The organism is Microbacterium sp. CIAB417 (assembly GCF_022788845.1).
Genome location: NZ_JAHZUT010000008.1, coordinates 60,477 through 78,120 on the forward strand (window position 1 = coordinate 60,477; position 17,644 = coordinate 78,120).

The 17,644-nt window shown below is 67.8% G+C and carries 14 protein-coding genes and 1 tRNA gene; 8 read left to right on the forward strand and 7 right to left on the reverse strand.

The annotated features are described in order from the left end of the window. Positions 1-15 precede the first annotated feature (15 nt). Positions 16-1,995: an acetate--CoA ligase gene (acs, locus tag KYX17_RS26235; RefSeq protein WP_243231511.1), complete on the forward strand. Its 1,980-nt coding sequence runs from the start codon at positions 16-18 to the stop codon at positions 1,993-1,995. Between the two features lie 18 nt (positions 1,996-2,013). Here the strand turns inward: acs and KYX17_RS26240 are convergent, their stop codons facing one another. Both KYX17_RS26240 and KYX17_RS26245 read right to left on the reverse strand, forming a co-directional pair. Further along, positions 2,014-2,430, reverse strand: coding sequence for a hypothetical protein (locus tag KYX17_RS26240; RefSeq protein ID WP_243231513.1), 417 nt, complete (start codon positions 2,428-2,430; stop codon positions 2,014-2,016). A 136-nt stretch (positions 2,431-2,566) separates the two neighbouring features. Continuing rightward, on the reverse strand, positions 2,567-3,184 hold the full coding sequence (locus tag KYX17_RS26245) for a TetR family transcriptional regulator (RefSeq protein ID WP_239281625.1): 618 nt from the start codon (positions 3,182-3,184) through the stop codon (positions 2,567-2,569). Positions 3,185-3,284: 100 nt separating this feature from the next. On the opposite strand from KYX17_RS26245, the gene KYX17_RS26250 reads away from it, so the two are divergent. Continuing rightward, positions 3,285-5,111, forward strand: coding sequence for a hypothetical protein (locus tag KYX17_RS26250; protein ID WP_243231515.1), 1,827 nt, complete (start codon positions 3,285-3,287; stop codon positions 5,109-5,111). A 91-nt stretch (positions 5,112-5,202) separates the two neighbouring features. Here KYX17_RS26250 and KYX17_RS26255 read toward each other — a convergent pair whose 3' ends face one another. From KYX17_RS26255 to KYX17_RS26265, 3 genes are all read right to left on the reverse strand, one after another. After that, complete coding sequence (locus KYX17_RS26255; RefSeq protein WP_243231517.1) at positions 5,203-6,177, reverse strand: hypothetical protein; 975 nt, start codon at positions 6,175-6,177, stop codon at positions 5,203-5,205. A 338-nt stretch (positions 6,178-6,515) separates the two neighbouring features. Beyond that, complete coding sequence (locus tag KYX17_RS26260) at positions 6,516-6,986, reverse strand: RidA family protein (RefSeq protein ID WP_243231519.1); 471 nt, start codon at positions 6,984-6,986, stop codon at positions 6,516-6,518. After that, a complete protein-coding gene (locus KYX17_RS26265; RefSeq protein ID WP_243231521.1) occupies positions 6,983-7,207 on the reverse strand; it encodes a DUF4177 domain-containing protein in 225 nt (74 codons plus the stop codon). Before KYX17_RS26265 ends, KYX17_RS26260 begins: the two co-directional genes overlap by 4 nt. Before the next feature lie 107 nt (positions 7,208-7,314). Here KYX17_RS26265 and KYX17_RS26270 point away from each other — a divergent pair, with 107 nt between their 5' ends. From KYX17_RS26270 to KYX17_RS26295, 6 genes are all read left to right on the forward strand, one after another. Then, a complete protein-coding gene (locus tag KYX17_RS26270; protein WP_243231528.1) occupies positions 7,315-9,837 on the forward strand; it encodes a transglycosylase domain-containing protein in 2,523 nt (840 codons plus the stop codon). Beyond that, positions 9,834-10,769 (forward strand): metallophosphoesterase, encoded by a 936-nt coding sequence (locus KYX17_RS26275; RefSeq protein ID WP_243231530.1) that lies wholly within the window; start codon positions 9,834-9,836, stop codon positions 10,767-10,769. Before KYX17_RS26270 ends, KYX17_RS26275 begins: the two co-directional genes overlap by 4 nt. 102 nt (positions 10,770-10,871) lie before the next feature. Continuing rightward, on the forward strand, positions 10,872-13,340 hold the full coding sequence (locus tag KYX17_RS26280) for a hypothetical protein (protein ID WP_243231531.1): 2,469 nt from the start codon (positions 10,872-10,874) through the stop codon (positions 13,338-13,340). A gap of 54 nt (positions 13,341-13,394) precedes the next feature. Beyond that, positions 13,395-13,468 (forward strand) — tRNA-Pro (locus KYX17_RS26285). Between the two features lie 333 nt (positions 13,469-13,801). Next, positions 13,802-14,569, forward strand: coding sequence for an HAD-IIB family hydrolase (locus KYX17_RS26290; RefSeq protein ID WP_243231533.1), 768 nt, complete (start codon positions 13,802-13,804; stop codon positions 14,567-14,569). Positions 14,570-14,608: 39 nt separating this feature from the next. Further along, on the forward strand, positions 14,609-15,454 hold the full coding sequence (locus KYX17_RS26295; RefSeq protein WP_243231535.1) for a DUF1295 domain-containing protein: 846 nt from the start codon (positions 14,609-14,611) through the stop codon (positions 15,452-15,454). On the opposite strand, the gene KYX17_RS26300 is transcribed toward KYX17_RS26295, so the two are convergent. Both KYX17_RS26300 and mqo read right to left on the reverse strand, forming a co-directional pair. After that, positions 15,447-16,061 (reverse strand): thymidine kinase, encoded by a 615-nt coding sequence (locus tag KYX17_RS26300; protein ID WP_243231538.1) that lies wholly within the window; start codon positions 16,059-16,061, stop codon positions 15,447-15,449. The genes KYX17_RS26295 and KYX17_RS26300 overlap by 8 nt on opposite strands. 112 nt (positions 16,062-16,173) lie before the next feature. Beyond that, positions 16,174-17,631, reverse strand: a complete 1,458-nt coding sequence (gene mqo, locus KYX17_RS26305; protein WP_308220960.1) for a malate dehydrogenase (quinone) — start codon at positions 17,629-17,631, stop codon at positions 16,174-16,176. Between the last annotated feature and the right edge of the window lie 13 nt (positions 17,632-17,644).

Here is a 17,644-nt window from a genome sequence, read left to right on the forward strand (position 1 = left end):
GCAAAGGAGCGAGCCATGAGCAGCCAGATCGACCACCTGCTGAACGAGACCCGTCGTTTCGCCCCCAGCGCCGAGTTCGCCGCGGGCGCAGTCGCCACCGCCGAGCTCTACGAGCGCGCGGCCTCCGACCGAGAAGGCTTCTGGGCGGACCAGGCACGCGAGCTCCTGCACTGGCACACCCCGTTCTCCGAGGTGCTCGACTGGTCGAACCCTCCCTTCGCCCGGTGGTTCGGCGACGGCGAGCTCAACGTCGCCTACAACTGCCTCGACCGCCATGTGCTCGCCGGCAACGGCGACCGCGTCGCGCTGCTGTGGGAGGGCGAGCCCGGCGACGAGCGCCGCGTCACCTACGCGGAGCTGACCGAGGAGGTCAAGCGCACGGCCAACGTGCTCACGGAGCTGGGAATCGGCGAAGGCGACCGCGTCGCGCTCTACCTGCCGATGATCCCGGAGGCGGTGGCAGCGATGCTCGCGGTGGCGCGAGTCGGCGCCATCCACTCCGTCGTCTTCGGCGGATTCTCCGCGGACAGCCTGCGCGCACGCATCGACGACGCCGGTGCGAAGCTCGTGATCACGGCGGACGGCGGCTACCGCAAGGGAAAGGTCTCACCCCTGAAGCCCGCCGTGGATCAGGCCCTCGCCGACCGGGGTTCGGGCGCGCAGGAGACCGTCGAGCACGTGCTCGTCGTGCGCCGCGGCGGCAACGACGTGGACTGGAAGCCGGGCCGCGACATCTGGTGGCACGACGCGGTGGCGGCCGCATCCGCCGAGCACGAGGCGAAGCCGTTCGACGCCGAGAATCCGCTGTTCATCCTGTACACCTCCGGCACCACCGGAAAACCCAAGGGCATCCTGCACACCTCCGGCGGCTACCTCACGCAGGCCGCCTACACGCACCGCAACGTCTTCGATCTGCACCCCGAGCGCGACGTCTACTGGTGCACGGCCGACATCGGCTGGATCACCGGCCACAGCTACGTCACGTACGGCCCGCTCGCGAACGGCGCCACGCAGGTGATCTACGAGGGAACACCGGATGCGCCGCATCCCGGCCGCTGGTGGGAGATCGTCGAGAAGTACGGCGTCACGATCCTCTACACGGCGCCCACCGCCATCCGATCGTTCATGAAGATCGGCCGCCAGGTGCCGCAGCAGTTCGACCTCTCGTCGCTGCGGCTGCTGGGCTCCGTCGGCGAACCCATCAACCCCGAGGCGTGGATGTGGTACCGCAATGTGATCGGCGCCGAGCGCACTCCGATCGTGGACACCTGGTGGCAGACCGAGACCGGCGCCATCATGATCTCTCCCCTCCCCGGCGTCACCGAGACCAAGCCCGGGTCGGCGCAGGTGCCACTCCCCGGCATCTCGGTGGATGTCGTGGACGAGTCGGGCGAGGAAGTCGGCAACGATGCGGGCGGACTGCTCGTGGTCACCGAGCCCTGGCCCAGCATGCTGCGCGGCATCTGGGGCGACCCGGACCGCTTCGTCGAGACGTACTGGGAGAAGTTCGCCGACCGCGGCTACTACTTCGCCGGCGACGGCGCCCGCCGCGATGAAGACGGCGACATCTGGCTGCTGGGCCGAGTGGACGACGTGATGAACGTGTCTGGCCACCGGCTGTCGACGGCAGAGATCGAGTCGGCGCTCGTGGGCAACGAGGCCGTGGCCGAGGCCGCCGTCGTCGGCGCCAGCGACGAGACGACCGGCCAAGCGGTGGTGGCCTATTGTGTGATTAAGGAATCGTATCTGGCGACACACGGAGCTAGCGATGAGTTGGTGAACGCCTTGCGCGTGTGGGTCGGAGAGCAGATCGGTCCTATCGCGCGCCCCCGTGATCTCTACATCGTGACCGAACTACCGAAGACTCGATCCGGCAAAATCATGCGTCGCTTGCTCCGTGACGTTGCCGAGGGCCGCGAGGTCGGCGACACAACGACGCTGGCGGACACGATGGTCATGTCCACGATCCAGTCGAAGGTCACCGGCAAGAAGTGAAGCGCGGCGGCTGAGGTATCAGGGAACGTACTCGAATGTGTAGATGAGTTCCCCGCCCGAGAGCACCCAGACGACGGCCAGCCCGATGACGGATGCTACGAAGACCGCGACGGCTCCCCACACCACACCGACACGGCGGTTGACGCTGCCTGCTCCACCGATCGCGCACAGGATCACAAAACCGATGATGTGCGCCACGACCAGCGGCAGGACGCCCATCACGAGGGTCGTCCCCGCCATGGTCGTTCCCGCGGCAAGCGCCTTCGGTTGCTCAGTCGCTTCTTCAAGGGATGCCAATGGAAGCAAGAACCACGCACCGGTCATGACGGGCACGCCGATCGCGGCAAAGATCCAGAACGCCACGGCATAGCCGGCGTTCCTCCATCCGCGATCTCTCGCCGATACGGCCGGTTGGCCTGTCGCCGTAACGCTCATGTCACAGACGATATGCGAGGAAGGCCGCAACATGATGGTTCATGAAGGCGCCCACAAACGGCTCCGTGGTCTCGTCTTGACCGACCGGCCAAGCGGTGGTCGAACGCCTCGTGCCGCCGCTCGTGGTGCGGGGCGTTCACCGCGCGGGGACACTGAGTACCTGCATCCGCTCGCGCACGGTGCGAAACACCGCAGGGTCGAACGGGAAGTCCGCTCCGTCCTCGCCGACCAGCCGCATGACCTCGTCGCCCAGTGCGACGGAGAAGTTCACGATCATCCGCGCCTCGGTGGTGTGGTCGGCGTCCACCAGACGAGCGGATGCCGGATGCTCATCGAGCCAGCTCCTGATCACCTCCTGCAGGCCGGCGCGACTCGTCCCGGCCGCCCAGGACACCGTCGTCGTCGTTCCCGGCTCACGCGCGAAGAGCGCGAATCGTTTGCGTAGGAGTTCGTCATCCCCTTGCCCGCGTACGGACTCCATCACGATCAATGAGGCCGCAACCACGAGATCGTCCTCGTGCGCCGCGAGGATGCGCTCGGTAAGAGCGAGGTCGTATGTCAACGCAGGCCCGAAGATCGCGTGTTCGAGCGACGGGAAGTAGTTGAAGAAGGTGCTGCGCGAGACCATCGCAATCGCGCAGACGCGGTCGACCGTCACCGCTTGCACGCCGTCGTCGTAGGCGAGCCCGACCGCCGCTTCTTCCATCGTGCGGCGTGCGATACGCATCTTGCGCTCTCTGAGCCCTTCGGTCATCACTCTCCCCTCGATCTGGAGGCCATCCTACGTTCGTAGATATTTGGCTTGTGTGCAAGATTGCACTTAGTCCATAGTTGGCAGAGAACGATCAGAAGGGATGGCCATGCCCCGCCTCACCGAACAACGCCGTCGCGACCGGATGTCACGCGTGCGCACCCTCGGCGCGCTGTCAGCGATCACCGGACTCGTCCTCGTGACGGTGCCGTTGACCGCCAACGCCGATGAATCCGAACGTGTGCTCATCACGACGACGATCTCGGATGACGTGGCCTCGGCGCCGCTGGGCGGCACGACCGTGAGCGTGCATCCCGCCGACGACCCCGAGCAGGTGATAGCCACAGGCGTCACGGGCGGCGACGGAACCGTTTCCCTCGAAGTCCCGGCGACCGACACCAGCTTCATCGCCGAGGCATCCTGGCGCGGCGCCATCGGCGACCTCGTCGACTCCACGGCGCGGACCGAGTTCAACCCCGTCCTGGGCCATCCGGTCTCCATCGTGCTGGGAGGATCATTCGGCGCGATAGGCGGAGCGGTGACGGCGACGACGGATGCGGGACCCGTCTCAGACCTTTCCGGCTCGAGCATCACCATTCTCAGCGGCGGCACGGCCGTGCAGCGCGTCGCCGTCGCCGCCGACGGCACGTTCACCTCCGGCGCCCTGCCGACGACATCCGCCGACGATTACCGCATCTCCTTCGAGCCCGCCGCGGGCTTCACGCTCACGGATCCGCAGCCGTCGACCAACCCCGCCTTCGCCCTCCCCCGCGGCGTCGAAAGCCCCAGCATCGTCGACGCGAGCCGGTCGTTCGCGCTCACCGCTGCCAGCGCGACACCGACTCCGACTCCGACACCGTCACAGACACCGACTCCGACTCCGACACCGACTCCGACTCCGACTCCGACTCCGACTCCGACTGCACCCTCCATCGACCCGGTTCAGCAGCCCTCCGTCGCGTTCTTCCAACGCCCTGATGACACGGACCTCACTGACGTGTTCAGCGGCATATCGGAATCCGAGCTTGCCGCTCTGCTCGCGACCGCGGCAGGCACGCCGAACAGCGCAGTCCCCCTTCTCACCGCCTCGGGCCAGGCGCTCGGCCTCGCACAGCAGCCGACGCCGGACAAGGCGGCCGCCGCAACCCAGTTGCTGTCGCCGGTCGTCGCCGGCATACCGGGGTTGACCGTGAACCAGATCTCGCTCACCGCGTTCGATCTCGAGGGAGCTCTGCTCGCCGTCCAGGATAGGCGCGCTCAGCTGCTCGACCAGCAGCTGTCTTCGCAGCTCACGGATGTGCAGAAACGCAACGCCCGCGTCGCCACCCTCAACAAGGCCATCTCGGCCCTCCGCGCATACGTCGCCGCTCCGGCTGATGGATCGCTGGCCGTTGCGGTCACGGCCGCAGGCGCGGCGGTGGAGTCGCACGATCTCCTCTCGGCGACTTCGGATTCCCCCGAGGCGAGAACGGCCGCCGCCTCGCTCATCGCATCGTTGCGGATCGAACTCGACTCCGTCACGAACACTCAGCAGATGGACATGCTGCGGCTGGCCAGCCTGTCGAACAAGCGCAATGAATCGTTCGACATGATGACGAACTTCGTCAAGAAGATGCAAGACTCGCGGTCGGCGATCATCGGCAACATGCGATCGACCCCGGTCTCGATCGGCACCGTCCAGTGGGACAGCGGAGCCATCACTGGCCACTTCGATCTCGCCGCCGTCGAGGACGGCGAGCACCACCTCATCATCAGCTTCGACGACATCGGCCTCACCGTAGTCGCCGCGGTGACTGTGGGGCGCGGCGAACTGGCAGCGACCGGCTCCGAGTCGAGTGCGGCTCCCTGGGTGGGTGCTGCACTGCTCGCGCTCGGGGCCGGGTCGCTAATCGGCTCATCTCTCCGGGCGAGGCGCCACGTGCACGTCTGACCTCGAACAGCACCAGAGGCCGCCGGAGCCACAGGCGCGGGCGGCCTCTGTACGGCGACTCAGCCGCCGGAGAGGACAAGCAGCACGGCGCTCAAAGAACGGGTGCCCGGCGCGCCGCGACACCGACGTGCAGAGTCGGCGAGGGGCGCTCGGCGGCGAACAGCGCCATCGGCGGAAGATTCGACGACGGGGTCCGATCCTTCGTGATCCCGCGGCGGATGGGGGCAGCCAGCGAGAGCGCCACGAAGCTCGCGATCAGCTTGTCCAGCAGCGAGGTGATCAGATTCGCGGTCGCGATCGCGAGCGGAAGCACCATGCCCGCATCCCGGAACCGCACCGTGAGGGAGTTTCCGGCCGCATGGGCGCTGAAGCCGCCGTACAGGAGATCCGTAATCGGGGCGGCGATAATCGTGCAGGCGACGGCGACGACCACGCTGAGCAGCAGGAACCGCGAGAGCGAGCGCCCCCATCCCCAGCGGTGCACGCCGTACCCCCACAGGAGCGCGCCGACCACCGCGACAAGCGTGAACGGAAGACCCAAGGTGCTCTGGTTGACGACAACAGCGCCCAGCTGTGTGATGACGGCGGTCGCGACCGCGTACCAGGGTCCGATAGCGACGGCGGCCACAGCGGTGCCGACCATATCCAGATAGAGCGGCAGATCGAGCCAGAGCACGATGCGACTACCCGCCACGTTAAGGAGGACGGCTCCGACCATCACGCCGACGATGAGAGGGACGCGTCGCCCGACCGGACGAGGCGCGTCGAAACGGAGCACGGATGCCGCGCCCACCGGTGGCGCCTCGGAACCGGATGCCGTCCCCACACGCGACGTGGGCCGCGGTGCGGCGGGCTTGGCTGCGATGCATCGGTCGCGCCAGCCGTCCGCATCCGCATCGGCGACTCCGAGACTTCGCACGATGTCGACCACGAGATCGGCGTCGAGTCGCGTGCGTCCGGGGCGGAAAGCGTCGTACACCGTTGAGCGCGACACCGCGACCGACGAACGGCCGGAACGATGCGTCCTGAGATTCGTGACCCGCGCCGCGATCTCGGCGTAGCTCACCCCACCTGCCTCATGGCGGAGCCGCTGCAGATCCTCCGCAACGGAGATCACGGATCCACTCCCCGCGACACGTCCGATGTCATCGCCGTTCATCCTGCCCCCAGCATTTCCCAGACGCTCATTCTGGCGCACCGGCTCACGACGCGACAACAGACGACCGGAGCTGTCCGGGATTGTCTGGAATCTTCCGTCCGCCTCGGATGCGCGGCGATATCCCAATAGCGTCGTCGCGAACCCGTGGAACGCCGGACCGAGGTGCCGACGCGACACGAACGGATCGGGCACATGCAGGAGCCCCGCGACCTTGGGGGGCGCGGGGCTCCTGCATGGGCGGGGCCTCAGGCGAGCGTGAAGACGACCTCGACCTCGACGGGGCTGTCGAGCGGGAGAACGGGCACGCCCACAGCAGAACGGGCATGACGGCCGGACTCACCGAAGATCTCGGCGAGCACGTTGCTGGCTCCGTTGATGACGCCGGGCTGCCCGGTGAACTCCGGCACCGACGACACGAAGCCGGTCACCTTCAGCACACCGGTCAGGCGGTCAACCCCTCCTACGGCGGCCGCGGCCGCAGCCACCGCGTTCAGCGCCGACTGGCGGGCGTACGTCGCGGCATCCGCCGGCGCAACGAGGCCCTCGCCCTCGCCGACCTTGCCTGTCGCGGGGAGCTGACCGGCCACGAACGGCAGCTGGCCGGCCGTGTGCACGAGGTCGCCGAAGGCCTTGGCGGGGATGTAGGACGCGACGGGCGGCACGACCTCCGGCAGGTCGATTCCCAGCTCCGCGAGTCGTTCGGACACGGTGCTCATACGTTCTCTCCTTCGAACTGACGCGCGGCGACCTGCGCCGCATCGAGGCCGGTGTTGGCGGCCGCATCCGTGCCGACCGGACGCTTGAAATAGGCGACGAGACCGCCCTCGGGACCCTGCACGACCTGGACGAGCTCCCAGCCCTGCTTGCCCCAGTTGTTCAAGATGGCGGCGGTGTTGTGGATCAACAGCGGAGTGGTGAGGTACTCCCAGGTGGTCACGGCGTCTCCCGTTCGTGGATGGGGACGGGGTCTGAGCCCCGGAAACAGCGAGAGCCGGATGCGGCGCCATCGAGTGTTCGCCCAGCATCCTGGCTTACGATCACCCTATGCCCGATAAGAAACGCACGGCCACCGGTGTGCTCTCTGGCCTCGCCGGACTCGTCGGCCTGAGCGTCGTCGCCGGTGTTCTCATCACCGCCACGGTCACCCCCGCCATCGCCGTCACCGGCGCCGCAACCTCGCAGGCGATCAAGCTGTTCGACAACATGCCGAACTACCTCGAGATCGACGACATCATGGAACCGTCGACGATCTACTGGAAGGACAGTTCGGGAAACTACGTCCCGCAGACCTCCTTCTACGACCAGAATCGCTCGCCGGTCACGTTCGACCAGATCGCGACCGTCATGTACGACGCGATCCTCTCCAGCGAAGACCCGCGGTACTACGACCACGGCGGCGTCGATCTGATCGGCACGACGCGCGCCGTGCTCTCCAACCTCGAGGGCGGCGGCAACACGCAGGGCGGATCGACGATCAGCCAGCAGTACGTCAAGAACATCCTCATTCAGCGCTGCGAATGGAACGCGCAGAGCGAGGACGAGCGGCAGTCGTGCTTCCTGCAGGCGACGGATTCCTCGGGCTCGAGCGGTATCGAGCGCAAGCTCCAGGAGATGCGCTACGCGATCGGACTCGAGCAGAAATACTCGAAGAACGACATCCTGCTCGGTTACCTGAACATCGCCAACTTCGGCGGAATCACCTACGGCATCGACGCCGCCGCCCGCTACTACTTCGGTGTTCCCGCCGCCAATCTCAACCTCAGCCAGGCGGCGACCCTCGCGGGCATCGTACAGAACCCGAACACGTACCGCATCGATCAGCCCGATCGTGAGACGAACGGCGCGGCCGACGGCTATGCGCTGACCAAGAAGCGGCAGACGTACGTGCTCGATCGGATGCTCACCGACGGCAAGATCACGCAGGAGCAGCACGACGCCGCGGTTGCCGAACCGATCACACCGCAGATCACGCAGCCGACCTCGGGCTGCGCGGCGACCGGCGCACCGTACTTCTGCCAGTACGTCGTCTCCGTCATCAAGAAAGACCCGGCCTTCGGCGCCGACGACACGGAGCGCGCGATGAACCTGCGACGCGGCGGTCTGCAGATCTACACGACGCTCGACCCCGATCTGCAGCACACCGCCACGATCAGCATGCGCGACAATGCACCCGCATCCGTGTCCGGGATCGACTTCGGCGCGGCGACCGTCAGCATCGAGGCCTCCACCGGGCGCATCCTGGCGATCGCCCAGAACACGAACTTCTCGGAAGAAGCGAACGCCGGCGAGGGCTACAGCTCTCTCGTCTACGCGGGTAACTCGACATTCGGAAACTCCGGTGGCTTCCAAGCCGGCTCGACGTTCAAGCTCTTCACCCTCGTCGACTGGTTGGAGCAGGGCCGCTCTGTGAACGAGGTGCTCGACGGCCGCATGAGGGTGTTCAAGAACTTCACGAACTCGTGCACCGGCAACATCGTCAACAGCACTCCGATCAACAACTTCGGCAAGGTCAGCGGCGGCGTGGGAACGCCGATGTCATTCACGGCGCAGTCGCTGAACACCGGTTACCTCGCCATGGCCGCCGAGCTCGACATGTGCGACATCGCGAAGGTCGCGAAAAAGATGGGCGTGACGACCGGCGATGGGCGTGACATCACGATGGAGAACGCGTCGGAGGTCATCGGTGTCGACAACATCTCGCCGATCGCCATGGCCGGCGCCTACGGCACCATCGCGAACAACGGCGTCTACTGCCAGCCGCAGGCCATCGATCGTGTGACGGACGCCGCGGGCAACGAGCTGAAGGCTCCCGATCGCACCTGCACGCAGCAGGTCTCCCCCGAGGTCGCCGCGACCGCCGCCTACGCGCTCCGAGGCGTCATGAACGGCGGTACCGGCTCGGGAGCGAACCCCTACGACGGCACCCAGCTGATCGGTAAGACGGGAACGCATGAGGCCCTGCAGACCTGGATGATCGAGTCGAGCACGCGGGTCGTCAACGCTGCCTGGGTCGGCACGGTGCAGGGCGACAACGACATGTTCGGCCGCGGGCTGCAGAACATCCGTTACACACTTGCCAAGAACCTGCAACGCACAGCCGACCAGGTCTACCCCGCGGGTGACTTCCCCGCACCGGATCCGAACCTCACGAAGCGCACGCTGAAGGAGCTTCCCAACGTCGTCGGGCAGACCATCGACCAGGCGCAGACGACGCTGCAGAACGCCGGCTTCGAGGTGACGGTGGGCGACCCGGTGGACTCCGACCAGCCGACGAACATCGTCGCTGCGCAGAGCCCCGGTGCCGGGCAGGTCGCGGGCGGCACGACCGTCACGATCAGCCCCAGCAACGGTCAGGGGGCGACCGTCCCAGCCGTCAGCGGCAAGGTGCAGGACGCGCAGAAGACGCTCCAGGATGCGGGATTCACCTCCATCGCGCTGGGAACCTGTACCCCGGACGACAAGCTGCCTGACAACGAGAGTCGCGCGACGGGCACCAATCCCGCCGCCGGCACCGCCGTCAACCGCGGTTCGCAGATTCTGATCAACTACTCCAAGAAGAGCTGTTGACCGGAAGTTCGAGCCGTACCGCCCTCACCGCTGTCGCAGCGGTGGGGGCGGTCGGGGTGGGCGCTGCGGTCTGGGGCATCGGCGTCGAGCGGTACCTGTTCACGCTGCGCGAGCACACCCTGCCAATCTTGCCCGCAGGCTCACGAGAGCTGCGCGTGCTGCACCTCTCCGACGCTCACATGGCGCCGTGGCAGCACCGCAAACAGGAGTGGATCGCGCGTCTGGCGGAGCTCGCGCCCGACCTCGTCGTGAACACGGGCGACAATCTCGGTCACGCGGAGGGGCTCGCCGGCATCCGGCACGCCTTCGCGGGCTTGCGGGGGGTGCCCGGCGTGTACGTGCACGGCTCCAACGATCTGTACGCGCCGTCTCCCCGTAACCCGCTGCGCTACTTCACGGGGCCGTCGAAGGCGCACCGCTCGGCTGAGGCGCTCGACACGGGCGCCCTCGACCGCTTCCTCACCGACGAATTGGGCTGGCACGCGCTCGACAACACCGCGGCGACCCTGGAGGTGGCGGGTCTGCGCATCGATGCCTTCGGCGTGAACGACGCCCATCGACACTGGGACGACACCGCCGCCCTCATCCCGAAGCGCGCCGAACAGCGAGCCACGGGCGGGGCCGACCTCGTGCTGGGCGTGACACACGCGCCGTACCGGCGGGTGCTCGATTCCTTCATCGATCTCGACGCCGATCTGCTGCTGGCCGGGCACACCCACGGCGGTCAGGTCCGCGTCCCCTTCTCCCCCAAGGCGCTCGTCGCCAATTGCGATATCCCGCTCGATCAGGCACGAGGACTGAGCACCTGGGCCCACGGCGGACGCCGTGTCCCGCTGAACGTCAGCGCCGGCATCGGCCACTCGATCTTCGCGCCGGTGCGCTTCGGCTGCCGCCCCGAGGCATCGCTGTTGACCCTGGTCCCCGCGTCCTGACGAAGCGGATCCGGTTCTCCACATCTGGATGCGGCGCGCGCGCCGTCCCCATTCGCCGGCTTCCGCCGATGCCGGGAACCGGCACCGTCCGAGCATCGGGACATGAAACGCGTGCTCGCTGCCCTCCTCGTCCTCGCCGCTGCTGTCGTCGCCGCTGTCGTGTCGATCATGCCTGCGTCCGCCGCATCCCCCGGAACCGGGTTCGGCGAGTGGGCGAGTTCCACCCGCTACGGGTGGCACGGGTCGATGGCGATCAACGGCATGCACACCTACTGCATCTTCCCGGGGCGTCCGCTGCCCACCGGTGACAGCGTCGACAACGGGCTGAGCCCGAATGCTGCGGGCCTCGATCCGCAGCGGCTCACGGCCATCAACATGCTCGTCTCGACCTACGGGCAGACCGGCGACCCGGTGCAGGCCGCCGCCGTCGCCTGGGCGGTCAAGGCGATCGCCAACTGGAACGAATCACTGCACCACTTCGGCTACCCCGGCGACACCTTGCAGGGTGCGATCGACTGGGTGTTCCGCCATGTCGCTCCCGAGCACAACGGCGCGGTGCAGAACCTCGCAGCCGCATACTACGCCGAGGCGATGGCGCTGCCCGCCGGACAGATGACGGCCACGGGGTCGCTGCAGTTCGCGACGGATGCGGCCTCTCCCCTGCGCGGCACGGTGACCGCCATCGCGGATGCAGCCGGGGCGCGCGGGCGGATCACCCTGCAGAACGCCGTGTTCGCCGACACCGGCGCGGCCGCACGCGACGACGCCGAGATCGGGGTGGCGTACGACATCGTCGCGGCCGCTCCCGCCGGCGGGACCCGCTTCCGCGTTTCCGGCGAGGGACAGTTCGTCGGCGGGTTCCTGCCCCTCGTTCGACACTTCACCACGCCGGGCGGCCAGGACACGGCAGGACCGGGCGGCCGCCTCGAGTTCCCGCTCGCGGGCGCCGACGAGCACGAGCGCGACACGACGTTCGACCCGGTCGTGACGACACAGGTGGTGTCGCGGTACGTCCCCGGCGGCTCCTACGTCGACGACGTGACGTTCACCAGCGCCCGCGGAGCGTGGGGACACACAGCGGACGGAGGCTACCTTCCGGTCACGGCGACCGCGACCCTGTACCGGACCGAGACGGAGCCGCAGCTCACGGACACTCCCCCCGCGGACGCGGAGGAGGTCGCCGCGCTCGAGGCGACGACCGATCCCGCCATCGGACCGACGGCCCCGTACCGAGTCGAGTCCGCCGAGCCACTGCCCGGTCCCGGCTTCTACACCGCCGTCTGGCGCATCGAACGGTCCCGGCAGAGCGACGAGACCGCCGCGGCGCTCACCGCGGACTACACCTGGCAGGAACGCTTCGGGGTGCAGAGCCAGATCACGATGGTTCCGCAGGTCTCATCGAGAGCCGATGCCCTCGTGGCGGTCGGCGACCGGATGTCCGACGAGGTGATCGTGGCGGCGCCCCTACCCGCGTCGGGTGTTCTCGTGACCGCATCCGTGTTCCGCGTTCCCGATGGCGTTGCGGCGACGGATGCCTGCACGTCGGAGAATCTCATCTGGCAGGGACCGGACGAACCGGTGCGGGTCACGGAGCCCGGCTCGGTGCGCGTCACCGGGCCCGTCGTCCCTGACTTCGGCACGTATGTGTGGCGTGAACGCGCGACCGATATGGAGGGCCGGCTCATTCACGAGGGCGCGTGCGGGATCGAGAGCGAGACGACCCGTGCTCCCCTGCCCACGGTGTCGACGCGTGCGGTCAGCACCGTGGGACTCGGCGGCGCGGCGGTGGACACGGCTGTGGTCGAGGGCCTCGTGCCCACCTCGGGCACCACGTGGGTGAGCTTCGAGGTCTTCCAAGCTCCCGAGGGCGTCGCTCCCGCAGAAGCGTGCACGACCGAGACGCGTGTCGCGGACACCTCCGCTTCTCCCGTCGCGGTGGCCGCCGCAGGCGAGTACGCATCACCCGCGGTGCGCCTCCACGGCGCCGGCGTTCACTACTGGATCGAATCGCTCTGGCACACGCCGGAGGGTGGCGAGGCTCGCCTGCTCGCTCGTGGATCCTGTGGGCTGACCGAAGAGACCACGGTGGTCGAACGGCCCTCCGTCACCACCCGCGCGACGGAACACGTGGGCGTCGGTGATCCGTTCGTCGACCGGGCCACCGTCACGGGGCTGGGCGAGGGCGTGGACGCGCAGCTGGTGTTCTCGGTGTTCCACAACGAGCCCGGCATCGAGCCGCGCTGCGACGCGGAGACGCTCGAGCATCGGACGGCTCCGGTGACGGTCTCCGGATCCGGCGAGTACGTCTCTCCCGACGTCACCTCGGATGAGGCCGGGACCAAGCTCTGGATCGCCGAGCTCGCCTACCGGCCCACGCCGGGCGCGGAGCTCGTCGTCCTGCACACGGGCACCTGCGGGGAGGAGGGCGAGACGACCTTCGTCGACATGCTGGCGATCAGCGGCGGGCCCTCGATGCGCACGGTCGCGGGACTCGGGGTCGGCGCGCTCGCGCTCGGGTTCGCTGCCGCATCCGTCGTCGCCCTGCGACGGCACCGGGAGCAGCGCCGATGACGCGCCCGCGATTCGGGGAATCGGTCGGGCTGGGGTAGACTCGAACGGTTGCCACGGGGTGTGGCGCAGCTTGGTAGCGCGCTTCGTTCGGGACGAAGAGGCCGCAGGTTCAAATCCTGTCACCCCGACCGCACAGCAGAAGAGGTCGACCTTCGGGTCGACCTCTTCTCGCTTTCCGGGCCTGCTGCATCCCTGCCCGGTCCCCTTCCGCGCCGGCCCCACCCGGGCTCCCGCGAGACTGCATCTTCGTCACGAGATCACGGGTAATGACCGTGATCTCGTGCTCAAAATGCAGTCTCGCGGTGGGGGGTGTGGGGTGTGAAGGAGGTGGGGGCGGTGAGGGCCGGCGGGCGCGAACGGCGGATGCGGCGTGCCCCGATAGGATGGAAGAAGCCGCGCCGCCGCGCTCAGATCCTTCCGCCGCGCCGCCGGCAGAACCCGACACCCGCTGGAGAGCCGTCATGACTCAGCCGCCGAAGCTCGTTGCGTTCGATCTTGACGACACGCTCGCCCCGTCCAAGAGCGCGGTCGACCCGCGGATCGCGGACCTGCTGCTCGCTCTGGCCTCCCGCGTCGAGGTCGCGATCATCTCCGGCGGCCAACTCGCGCAGTTCCGCGCGCAGGTCGTCGAGCAGCTGCCCGACACCACCGACGACGTCCTCGACCACATGCACCTGCTGCCCACCTGCGGCACCCAGTACTACCGCCTCACCCCCGCAGGCATCACCACCGTCTACGCCCACAGCCTCACCGACGACGAGAAGACCCGCGCCCTTGCCGCCGTCGAAGAAGAAGCCAAACGCCTGGGCCTGTGGGCAGAGCAGACCTGGGGCCCCATCCTCGAAGACCGCGGCTCGCAGATCACCTTCTCAGCCCTCGGCCAATCCGCACCCCTCGACGCGAAGACCGCGTGGGACCCCACAGGGGAGAAGAAGAACACCCTCCGCGAAGCCGTCGCCGCCCGCATCCCCGACCTCGAAGTCCGCTCCGGCGGATCCACCAGCGTCGACATCACCCACCGCGGCATCGACAAGGCCTACGGCATGCAGCGCCTCGCCGAACACACCGGCATCAGCCTCGACGACATGCTCTTCATCGGCGACCGCCTCGACCCCGACGGCAACGACTACCCCGTCCTCGCCCTCGGAGTCACCTGCCACGCCGTCCACGGATGGCAAGACACCGCCGACTACCTCGACACCCTCATCCCCACACTCCCCACCCGCTGACCCTTCCCCGCGCCGCCGTGCGAGCGCTACGGTGACGTCATGGGCGCTCTGGGGATGGTCGTTGTGCTCGCCGGCGCGGTCTGCGCGCTGTGCTGGGTCCTCTCGCTGATCACGAAGGACACCTCGTGGGTCGACCGGATCTGGTCGATCGTGCCGGTCGCGTACGTCTGGATCTTCGCGGGCGTCGCGATCGCGGGTGGTATCGACGCCGCACGGCTCGTCCTGATGGCCGTGCTCGTCACGCTCTGGGGAGCCCGGCTCACCTTCAACTTCGCCCGCAAGGGCGGCTACAGCGGCATGGAGGACTATCGCTGGGCGATCCTGCGCGCCCGGATGCGGCCCTGGCAGTTCCAGGTATTCAACCTCTTCTTCATCGTGCTGTACCAGAACGCGCTGCTCGTGCTGATCACCCTGCCCGCGGCGGCCGCACTGCTGAATGCGACGCCGTTGAACGGCTGGGATGCGGTGTGGGCGCTGCTGTTCCTCGCGTTCCTCGCCGGCGAGTGGCTCGCCGACCAGCAGCAGTGGAACTTCCATCGGGCGAAGGCCGCGGCCGGCGGCGAGCTCGCGCCCGGCTTCGTGACCACGGGACTCTTCCGCTACAGCCGCCACCCCAACTTCTTCTTCGAACAGGCGCAGTGGTGGGTGCTGTACCTGATGGGCGCCAATGCAGCGCTGAGCGCCGGAGCCGGCATCCTCGGCGGAGCGATCAACGTGACGATCGCGGGGCCGATCCTGCTGACATTGCTGTTCATCGGCTCGACGGTGTTCACCGAATCGATCTCCGCCGGGAAGTACCCCGCCTACGCCGAGTACCGCCGAACGACCTCGATGTTGGTGCCGTGGCCGCCGCGCAGTCGCCGGAGCGCCGAGGCGCTCAGCTGAGGCGTCCGCCGGATGCGGTCAAGTAGCACTGCGCGCACATCGACTCGTACGTCACCTTCTCGTGGCTGAGCTCGTCGATCGCGACCTGGTCGCCCTCGAAGACGAAGCGGCCGCCGACCAGCCGCGCGTTGAAGAGGGCCTTGCGACCGCAGCGGCAGATCGTCTTGAGCTCCTCCAGGCTGTGGGCGAGCTCCATGAGGCGACGTGAGCCGGGGAACGCCTGCGTCTGGAAGTCGGTGCGGATGCCGTAGGCGAGGATCGGCACGCCGTCCAGCACCACGATGCGCAGCAGATCGTCGACCTGAGCGGGCGTCAGGAACTGCGCCTCGTCGATCAGCAGACACGCCACATCCACGCCGTCCTGCTCGCGGACCCGCGCGCGGTGCGTCGCGAACAGTTCACGCAGATCGTCGTCGGGTCGGATGAGGAAGTCGACTCCGCGCGAGACGCCGAGCCGGCTCGAGATGCGGTCGGCGCCCTTCGTGTCGATCTCGGGCTTCGCCAGCAGGACGTGTTGTCCGCGTTCCTCATAGTTGTACGCGGCCTGCAGCAGGGCGGTCGACTTGCCGGAGTTCATCGCCCCGTAGCGGAAGTAGAGCTTGGCCACCTAGAGAGTCTAGGCTGCCGACGGATCCCCTGACTTCGCCGACTACTCCGACAACGAGTACGTGCAGAAGGAGAAGGAGTGGCGCGGCGACCGGGCCTGAGAGCAGCGCAGCTCAGACCGTGAGGTGCAACTCCTCGGCCGTCGCCGCGAGGGAGGCCTCGGCCGCGGCGGGATCAGGGCTCAGCGTCGTGCCGTAGCTGGGGATGAGCTCCCGCAGCTGCGGCTCCCACTCGTCGATGCGGTCGGGGAAGCAGGACTTCAGCAGGCCCAGCATGATCGACACGGCCGTGGACGCACCCGGGGAGGCGCCCAGCAGACCCGCGATCGAGCCGTCGGCCGAGGCGACGACCTCGGTGCCGAACTGCAGCTTGCCGCCCTTCATGACCTGAGCGCGCTGACCGGCGTTCAGCAACTCCCAGTCCTCCCCATCGGCGGACGGCATGAACTCGCGGAGGCTGTCGACCTTCTTCTTGTGCGTCTTCAGCAGCTCACTGACGAGGTACTTCACGAGGTTGAGGTTGGTTGCGCCGGCGGTGAGCATGCTGCCGAGGTTGGACGGGCGCACCTGCGTGACGATGTCCCAGGGCGAGCCGTTCTTCAGGAACTTCGGGCTGAAAGTGGCGAACGGACCGAACAACAGCGAGGTCTCGCCGTCGACGACGCGGGTGTCGAGGTGCGGCACCGACATGGGCGGCGCCCCGACGGATGCCTGCGAGTAGACCTTCGCCTTGTGCTGCGCCACCAGGGCGGGGTTGCTGGTCTTGAGCCACTGCCCGCCGATGGGAAACACGCCGTACCCCTTCGCCTCGGGGATGCGCGAGCGCTGCAGCAGCTTGATCGCCCAACCGCCCGCGCCGATGAACACGAAGCGCGCGTTGATGCGGCCCGGCGTCCGGCCGACCGTGTGGCGGTAGCCCACCTGCCACGAGCCGTCCTTCTGCCGCTTGAGCGAACGCACCTCTCGCCCCGTGAGCACCTCTGCACCGCCCCGCTGCATCGAATCCAGCAGCTGGCGCGTGAGTGAGCCGAAGTCCACATCGGTGCCGCTGGGCACCCGCGTCGCGGCGAACGGCTCGCCCTTGCGGCGCTGCTGCATGAGCAGAGGAGCCCACTGGTTGATCACACGGGAGTCCTCGCTGTACTCGATGCCCTCGAACAGCGGCTGCTGTTTGAGCGACTCGTAGCGGCGCTTGAGGTAGGCGACGTCCTTCTCACCTCGCACGAACGTCATGTGGGGCGTGCGGTTGATGAACGTCTCGGGGGCGGCGAGCACACCGCGCTCGACGAGCGTCGACCAGAACTGCCGACTCTGCTGGAACTGCTCGTTGATCGCCACGGCCTTGGTGGGATCGACCGAGCCGTCGGGCGCTGCGGGCATGTAGTTCAGCTCGCACAGAGCGGCATGCCCCGTTCCGGCGTTGTTCCACGCGTTGGAGCTCTCCTGGGCGACCTCGCCCAGGCGCTCGAACACCGCGATCTTCCAGTCCGGCTGGAGCTGCTGCAAAAAGGTCCCGAGCGTGGCGCTCATGATGCCGCCACCGATCAGGAGGACGTCGACGTTTCCTGTCACCCGACAAGTCTAA